This is a genomic window from Caldimonas sp., assembly GCF_046289365.1.
In the GTDB taxonomy this organism is placed as follows: domain Bacteria; phylum Pseudomonadota; class Gammaproteobacteria; order Burkholderiales; family Burkholderiaceae_C; genus Caldimonas.
This window is the reverse complement of the sequence record NZ_JBKBVU010000144.1, coordinates 1-7,702: the sequence shown is the minus strand read 5'-3', so window position 1 is coordinate 7,702 and position 7,702 is coordinate 1. Positions and strand designations below refer to the sequence as shown.

The window sequence follows — 7,702 nt, the reverse complement described above, 5'->3', positions numbered from 1 at the left end:
GTAGGCGCTGAAGGTCTCGACGTAGCGGCCCTGACCTTCGGCGTAGAGGGTGTCGAAGACCAGGCTGGACTTGCCCGAGCCCGAGGGGCCGGTCACCACCGTCAGCTCGCCGGTGCGCAGGTCCAGGTCCAGGTTCTTGAGGTTGTGCTGGCGGGCGCCGCGGATGCGAATGACACCGGAAGTCATGAAGGACGTCTTTCGGGAGGGGTCGAACGGCAGTGGCCAAGCATTCTAGGCAGCCGCCTTGACAAGACTGCTGACAGGGGCCGGCGCGAGGAGCGCGCGCATGGCGCACGCAGGCCGCAACCATGTGTAAAAAGTCCGAAAGGCCTGTGGTTTTCCACAATACCTGGGGGGTCTGGCATGTGAAACTGCGCGCCTTCTCAGCGAAGTGCCGGAGTGTATTGATGTTGCAGTTCTTGCAGGCTCGCCTGGTCGGCGCCACCCTCGTTGCCGCCCTGTGCGCCTGGCCCGCCTGGTCCCAGATCCGCATCGGCCAGCCCTCGGGCTTCACCGGGCCAGTGGCCACTGGTGTGAAAGAGAACACCGACGGCGCCCGGCTGTACTTCGATGCGGTGAACGCCCGCGGCGGGGTCAACGGTCAGAAGATCGAGCTGATCTCGGTGGACGACAAGTTCGACCCCAAAGTCACCGTGGAGGTAAGCCGCAAGCTGATCACCGAAGACAAGGTCATTGCCTTGTTCATGAACCGCGGCACGCCGCACTCGCAGGCGCTCATCCCGCTGATCGAGGAATTCAAGGTGCCACTGATCGCCCCAAGCACCGGCGCGATGGTGCTGCACGAGCCGCCCCATTCGCTGATTTTCAACGTACGGGCTCCTTATCAACGCGAAGCAGAAAAGGCGATCCAGGTTCTAACAACCATTGGGATGACTCGCATCGGCATCTTCCAGACGGACGACAGTTTTGGCGCCGACTCGGTGCTGGGTGCGCTGCGCGGCCTGGATCAGGCCGGGCTCAAGCCGCTCTTCCTGGAAAAGCTTGACCGCGCCAAGCCCGACCTGGCCGCGCTGGCGGCCGTCGTGGCCAAGAACCAGCCGCAGGCGGTGATCTTCATCGCCTCGGCCGGCACGGTGGCGTCCGGCACGAAGGCCATCCGCGAGGCCGGCTCGCGCGCCCAGGTGGTGACCCTGTCGAACAATGCCTCGGCCGGCTTCATCAAGCTGTTGGGCGAGCATGCCCGCGGCGTGGTCGTGACCCAGGTCTTTCCCTATGAGCGCTCGCTGGCCGCGCCCATCGTGAAGGAGGCGGCTGACCTGGCCCGTGCCAAGGGCCTGCCGGAAGTGACGCCGGCCATGCTGGAAGGTTTTGCCGGCGCCAAGGTGCTGGTGGAGGGTCTGCGCCGCGCCGGCCCGAACCCCACGCCGGCCCGCCTCGTGCAAGCCCTGGAGGGCCTGCGCCGCTACGACATCGGCGGTCTGGAGATCACCTACGGCCCGAACAACCGCTCGGGACTGGACTACGCCGACCTGTCCATCATCGGGCCGGACGGAAAGTTCAGGCGCTGAGGCTTGCGCATCGGATTATTCCTTTCCCCACAAACACAACTGAGGAGACTGTGCACATGACTCGTTGGCTTCGACTTGCCGCTTGGGCTGTCGCTGCTGTGGCCTGCAGCGCTCAAGCCCAGATCCTGATCGGCCAGACCGCCGGCTTCTCCGGGCCAGTGGCCGCCGGTGTGAAGGAAACCACCGACGGCGCCAAGCTCTACATCGACGCGGTGAACGCCCGCGGCGGGGTGAACGGCCAGAAGATCGAGCTGATCTCCCTGGACGACAAGTTCGACCCCAAGCTGGCCGCCGAGAACGCACGCGAGCTGATCGTCGACAGAAAGGTGGTCGCCCTGTTCCTGACGCGCGGCACGCCCCACACCCAGGCCATCATGCCCTTGTTGGACGAGCACAAGATCGCGCTGATCGCGCCATCCACCGGCGCCATGGTGCTGCACCAGCCGGTCAACCCCTACATCTTCAACGTCCGGGCCACCTACCAGCGCGAGGCCGAGCGCGCCATCCGTCACCTCAGCCTGATCGGTCTGGAGCGCATCGCGGTGATACAGGTGGACGACTCTTTCGGTGCCGACTCGATGGCCGGCGCCCAAAAGGGTTTCGACGCCGTGGGTAAGCAGCCGGTGGTGCTGGAAAAATTTGACCGTGCCAAACCCGACTTCGCGCCCATCGTGCCCAAGATCGTGAAGGCCGAGGCCCAGGCTGTAATGATCATCGGCTCGGGATCGGCCGTGGTCGACGCAGTGAAGGCCCTGCGCGCGGCCGGTTCACGCGCCCAGGTGGTGACGCTGTCGAACAACGCCTCGACCGGTTTCATCAAGTCTTTGGGCGAGCACGCCCGCGGCGTGATCGTGAGCCAGGTCTTTCCCTATGAGCGCTCGCTGGCCGCGCCCATCGTGAAAGAGGCGGTCGACCTGGCACGTGCCAAAGGCGGCATGGAGATCTCACCGGCCATGATGGAAGGCTTCGCCGCGGCCAAGGTGCTCGTCGAAGGTCTGCGCCGCGCCGGCCCGAACCCCACGCGCGCGCAAATCCTCAATGCGTTGAACGGCATCCGCAATTACGACATTGGCGGGATGGAGATCAACTACTCGCCCAACGACCATACCGGCCTGGACTACGCCGACTTGTCCATCATCGGGCCTGAAGGCAAGTTCAGGCGCTGAATGGCCCCGCCTTCGCCCCCTGCGGCCCTTCCCTCCGTCTCCTGGTCTCTCTACGCCCGCCTGGTGGCCGTGCCGGCCATCTGGGGCGGCACCTTCATCGCCGGGCGGGTGATCGCGCTGGCCCTGCCGCCGGCCTTCGGGTCGGTGCTGCGCTACCTCGTGGCCTGCGCAGCCTTGCTGCTGGCGACCCGCTGGCTGGAAGGCGGCCTGCCGCGGCTGGACCGCCGGCAGATGATGGTGACCTTCGGCCTGGGCGCCACCGGCATCTTTGCCTACAACCTCTTCTTCCTGGGCGCACTGTCGCTGCTGCCGGCCAGCCGCACCTCGCTGATCATCGCGCTCAACCCGGTGGTGACGATCTGCGCGGCCGCCTGGCTGCTGCACGAGCGGCTCAGCCTCAAGCGCTGGCTGGGCGTGGCCCTGGCCCTGGCCGGCGTGTGGGTGGTGATCACGCGCGGCGACCTGACGGCGGCGCTGGGCCGGTCCGTCGGCCTGGGCGAGATGCTGATGTTCGGCGGCGTGTGCGCCTGGGCGGCCTACACCCTCATCGGCCGCGTGGCCCTCAAGGGGCTGACGGCCCTGGCCGCCACCACCTATGCCTCGCTATGGGGCACGGCGCTGCTGATGGGGGTGGCCCTGTTCGAGCTGCCGCGCATCGAGCGGGCGGCGTTCTCGCCCCAGGTGATCGCCTCGGCGCTCTACCTCGGCCTGCTGGGCACGGCGCTGGCCTTCGTGTGGTATTCGCAGGGTGTGCAGCGGCTGGGGCCGGCGCGCACCGTGGTCTTCAACAACCTGGTGCCGGTGTTTGGCGCCTGCTTTGGCGTGCTGCTGCTGGGCGAGCCGCTGCTGACCAGCATGCTCGTGGGTGGCGCGGTGGCCGTCACCGGCGTGATGCTCGCCTCACGGCCCTGAAGCACCGTCCGAAGCCTCTTCACGGTAGCCGGCGAACACGTCGCGCAGCGGGCGCGCCGCCTTGGGCGGCGTGGTGAGCGAGCGTTCCAGCTCTACCAGGTGGCGGCGCATCTCGGCGGCGGCCGCACCCGCGCCTTCGCGCAATGAGGCGATCAGCTCCACATGGCGATGCGCCACGCAGACCTGGCCGCCACCCACCTTGTACTGGGCCATCAGCATCGAGGTGGTAGGCAGCAGGCTGTCAAGCAGGCGCGTGAACACCGGATTGCCATGCATGCGCGCGAGCGCCCGGTGGAATTCGCCCGACAGGCGCACCGCGGCGGCCCGATCGCCGCGGGCATCGGCGGCCTGTTCGGCCTCGGCCAGGGCGTGCAGCTCGGCCAGTTGCCCGTCGTCGAGGCGGCCGCCCAGGCGGCGGGCAATCTCGCACTCCACCACCTTGCGCGCCTCGAACACATGGCGGGCTTCGTCCAGCCCCGGCTGCGACACCCGCGCGCCCCGGTTGTGCTTCAGGTCGATGAGCTGGTCCTGGGCGAGGCGCTGCAGCGCCTGGCGCACCACCGTGCGCGACACGCCGAAGGTGGCGGCCAGCTCTTCCTCGCGCAGCCATTCGCCCGGCGCGAGCCGGTGCTCGATCACGGCGAGGTAGATACCGTCATAGACCCGGTCAGTGGCTGTGCTGGGGCGCACGGTCGAGGCAGGCGGGGCAGCGGCAGGCTTTTTCACGGTCCGGAATTCTCGCACTCGCCGGGGAGGGTCAGGCACACGACTTGCACGTGTCGAGTCATCGAACCTCCCCGAGTCCTGACGCCATGACCACCTCCCTTCCCCCCCTGCGCATCAACGCGCAACGCCTGTGGGAGCGCCTGATGACCCTTGCGCGCATCGGCGCCACGCCCAAGGGCGGCGTGGCGCGGCTGGCGCTGACCGAGCTCGACCGCCAGGGCCGCGAACAGGTGCTGCAGTGGGCCCGCGAACTGGGCTGCACGGTGCGCACGGACGCCATCGGCAACCTCTTCATGCGCCGCGCCGGCACCGATGACTCGCTGCCGGCGGTGGCCACCGGCAGCCACATCGACACCCAGCCCACCGGCGGAAAGTTCGATGGCAACTACGGCGTGCTGGCCGGGCTGGAGGTGCTGCACACGCTGCGCGACGCCGGCCTTTCCACCCGCGCGCCACTGGAGGTGTGCGTGTGGACCAACGAGGAAGGCTCGCGCTTCGTGCCGGTGATGATGGGCTCGGGCGTGTACGCCGGCGCCTTTTCGCTGGACCATGCCCTGGCCGCCACCGACACCGCCGGCATCAGCGTGCGCGAGGCCCTGCAGGCCATCGGGCAAGCCGGCCCGGCCCCTGCCAGCGTGGCCGACGGCGCCCCGCGCTTCGGCGCCTACTTCGAGGCCCACATCGAGCAGGGCCCGGTGCTGGAAGACGCCGGCATCGTGATCGGTGCCGTCACGGCCGCGCTGGGCCAGCGTTGGTACGACGTGACGATCGAGGGCATGGAGGCGCACGCGGGCCCCACACCCATGCCGCTGCGCCGCGATGCCCTGCGCCCGGCCGCGGCCCTGATCGAACGGGTGAATGCCATTGCCATGGCCGAGCAGCCCCATGGCCGCGGCACCGTGGGCCAGGTGGACGTCTTCCCCAATTCGCGCAACGTCATCCCCGGCCGGGTGCGCATGACGGTGGACTTCCGCCACACCAACGACGCCGGCCTGGACCGCATGGATGCCGCCCTGCGCGCCGCGGTGGCCGAGCTGCAGCAACCGGGGGTGACGATCACGCTGGAGCCGGTGGTGTACTTCCCGCCCCAGCCCTTCGACCCCGAACTGGTGGAGCTGGTGCGCGCCGGCGCCCGCCGCCTGGGCGAGGCCCCGCTGGATGTCGTGAGCGGTGCCGGTCATGACGCCGTGTACGTGGCGCGCACGGCGCCCACCGCGATGATCTTCGTGCCCTGCCGCGACGGCATCTCGCACAACGAGATCGAGGACGCCCGGCCCGAACACCTGGCCCTGGGCGCCGACGTGCTGCTGCACGCGATGCTGGCGCGTGCCGGCGTGGAGGCCCCATGACGGCCTCTGTGCTGCCGGTGGAGCCACTCCAGGCCGCTGCCTTCGCCCGCTTCGGCTGGCTCATCGAAGGCGATGGCCGACGCAGCCGGTCGATCAACGCCGGCACCAGCGAACGCATCGAGACAGCCGGCGTGCTGCAGCTCGATGCGCAGGGCGGACAGCCTTGCCTTGCCGTTTTTCGTGCCCGCGCCCAGCCGCCCGGGGGGCCGTGGCACACGCTGGAGCGCCACCGCCTGGGCAGCCAGAGCTTCATCCCCCTGGCCGGTACGCGCTGCCTGGTGCTGGTGGCCTTGGGCGACCCCCGGCCCGACCCGGCCACGCTGGCGGCCTTCCTGGTGGACGGGCGGCGCGGCTACACCCTGCACCCCGGTGTGTGGCACCACGCACTGATCGCGCTGGACGACGGCGACTTCGTGGTGATCGAGCGGGCCGGGCCGCGGGAGGACTGCGAGATCGCGCATCTGACGACCCCGGTGCGCCTGGCGCTGCCTTGATCAGGCCGCGGCGATGCGCCGCGCCAGCCGCACGAGGCTCCGATCGCTGCCTGCCGGCCCGAGCAGCGATAGCCCCAGCGGCGCGCCGTGGCGCTGCGCGAGCGGCATCGACAGCTGCGGAAAGCCTGACAGCCCCGCCAGACACAGCAGGCGAATCGAGCGGTTGCGGTAGTCTTCCAGCGAGGCTTCGCTGTCACTGCGCAGCGGCGCGATGTCGGGCATCGTGGGCATCACCAGCACACCATCGGTGCCCAGCAGTTCGCCCAGGTGGCGACGGAAGCGCTCACGGAAGGCCTGACCGGCGCTGGCCTGCGCATCACTGACCTGGCTCGACCAGGCGAAACGTTCGGCCACGCCCGGGCCCAGAGGCGGCGCGAAGCGCGTGATGAAGGCACCGTGGGTACCCCAGGCCTCGTGGCCCTGCACATGGCGGAAATGCCAGTACATGGCATCGAAGCCATCGAGGGCCGCATGCACCGGTCGGGCTGGACCCAGCACCGACTCCACGCGCTGCACGGCCGTCGACAGGGTCTCGTTCACCTCGGCGTCGAGCAGCGCCCACACGTCCTCGGGGCGCAGCAGGCGCACGGCCTCGGGCAGCGGCGTGGCATCGGGCGCCATCAGCACCTCCGCCACGCGTTCGAACGTGGCTGCATCGCGCGCGAAGAAGCCGCAGGTGTCCAGGCTGGGCGAGAGGTCGAGCGCCCCCTCCAGGCTGATGCGCCCATGGGTGGGGCGAATGCCATAGAGCCCGCAATGGCTGGCCGGTGCCCGCACCGAGCCGCCGGTGTCGGTGCCCAGTGCGAAGTCGCACAGCCGCGACGACACGGCCGAGGCCGATCCCGAGGAGGAGCCGCCCGAGATGCTATCGGGTGCGGCGCCATTGATCGGTGCGCCGAAGTGGGCGTTGTTGCCGTTCATCGAAAAGGCCAGCTCATCGGTGACCGTCTTGCCCACGAAGCGCGCGCCCGCGTCGAGCAGGCGCTGCACGGTGGGCGCGGTGCGGATCTTCACGCCCGACATCGCCAGCATCAGCGGGTTGCCGCCGCCGGTCGGGTAGCCCGCCACGTCGAAGAGGTCCTTCACGCCAAAGCTCAGGCCGCACAGCGGGCCGTGGCCCGCATGGGGCACGGGCACGTCGGGATAGGGCACAAAGGCGTGGGCAGGGTCGTGCAGGGGCATGGGGTCAGGCACTCATCAGGACGGGGGAGGCCACGGCCGTGTCGGCCGTGCGCAGGCAGCGCACGCGGTGGCCAGGGGCCAGTTCCACGGCCTCGGGCTGGGTCTGGCGGCAGGCCTCGGTGGCCAGGCCGCAGCGTTCGGCGAAGGCGCAGCCCGGGGGCAAGGCCGAGAGGTCGGGCGGCGAGCCGGCAATGGTTTCCAGCCGCGAGCCGCGGGCCAGCGCACCGTGGGCGCGGCTCTTCAGCAGGGCCAGGGTGTAGGGGTGGCGTGGCGTGCGGATCAGCTCGCGGGTGCTGCCCTCCTCCACGATGCGCCCGGCATACATCACCGCGACGCGGTCGGCC

Annotated in this window: 9 protein-coding genes; 5 read left to right on the top strand and 4 right to left on the bottom strand. The window is 69.6% G+C overall.

Annotation, left to right across the window (positions count from 1 at the left end; genetic code table 11):
* Window positions 1-186 (bottom strand): ATP-binding cassette domain-containing protein (locus ACK42S_RS13145; protein WP_409708227.1); only part of this gene is annotated, 186 nt, incomplete at its 3' end.
* Between the two features lie 221 nt (window positions 187-407).
* Between ACK42S_RS13145 and ACK42S_RS13140 the strand changes: the two genes are divergently transcribed.
* The 3 genes from ACK42S_RS13140 to ACK42S_RS13130 are packed head-to-tail and all read left to right on the top strand — an operon-like array spanning window position 408 to window position 3,607.
* Window positions 408-1,529: an ABC transporter substrate-binding protein gene (locus ACK42S_RS13140; protein WP_409708224.1), complete on the top strand. Its 1,122-nt coding sequence runs from the start codon at window positions 408-410 to the stop codon at window positions 1,527-1,529.
* Between the two features lie 56 nt (window positions 1,530-1,585).
* On the top strand, window positions 1,586-2,695 hold the full coding sequence (locus ACK42S_RS13135) for an ABC transporter substrate-binding protein (protein ID WP_409708221.1): 1,110 nt from the start codon (window positions 1,586-1,588) through the stop codon (window positions 2,693-2,695).
* Window positions 2,696-3,607, top strand: a complete 912-nt coding sequence (locus ACK42S_RS13130; RefSeq protein ID WP_409708218.1) for a DMT family transporter — start codon at window positions 2,696-2,698, stop codon at window positions 3,605-3,607. It begins immediately after the preceding gene.
* On the opposite strand, the gene ACK42S_RS13125 is transcribed toward ACK42S_RS13130, so the two are convergent.
* Window positions 3,596-4,333, bottom strand: a complete 738-nt coding sequence (locus tag ACK42S_RS13125) for a GntR family transcriptional regulator (protein WP_409708215.1) — start codon at window positions 4,331-4,333, stop codon at window positions 3,596-3,598. The genes ACK42S_RS13130 and ACK42S_RS13125 overlap by 12 nt on opposite strands.
* Window positions 4,334-4,419: 86 nt before the next feature.
* Between ACK42S_RS13125 and ACK42S_RS13120 the strand changes: the two genes are divergently transcribed.
* Both ACK42S_RS13120 and ACK42S_RS13115 read left to right on the top strand, forming a co-directional pair.
* Entirely contained in the window at window positions 4,420-5,682 is a 1,263-nt protein-coding gene (locus ACK42S_RS13120; protein ID WP_409708212.1) for a Zn-dependent hydrolase, read from the top strand.
* A complete protein-coding gene (locus tag ACK42S_RS13115) occupies window positions 5,679-6,176 on the top strand; it encodes an ureidoglycolate lyase (RefSeq protein WP_409708209.1) in 498 nt (165 codons plus the stop codon). The genes ACK42S_RS13120 and ACK42S_RS13115 overlap by 4 nt, the downstream gene beginning before the upstream one ends.
* Here ACK42S_RS13115 and ACK42S_RS13110 read toward each other — a convergent pair whose 3' ends face one another.
* Window positions 6,177-7,358: an amidase gene (locus ACK42S_RS13110; RefSeq protein WP_409708206.1), complete on the bottom strand. Its 1,182-nt coding sequence runs from the start codon at window positions 7,356-7,358 to the stop codon at window positions 6,177-6,179.
* 4 nt (window positions 7,359-7,362) lie between these two features.
* Window positions 7,363-7,702 (bottom strand): oligopeptide/dipeptide ABC transporter ATP-binding protein (locus tag ACK42S_RS13105; protein WP_409708203.1); only part of this gene is annotated, 340 nt, incomplete at its 5' end.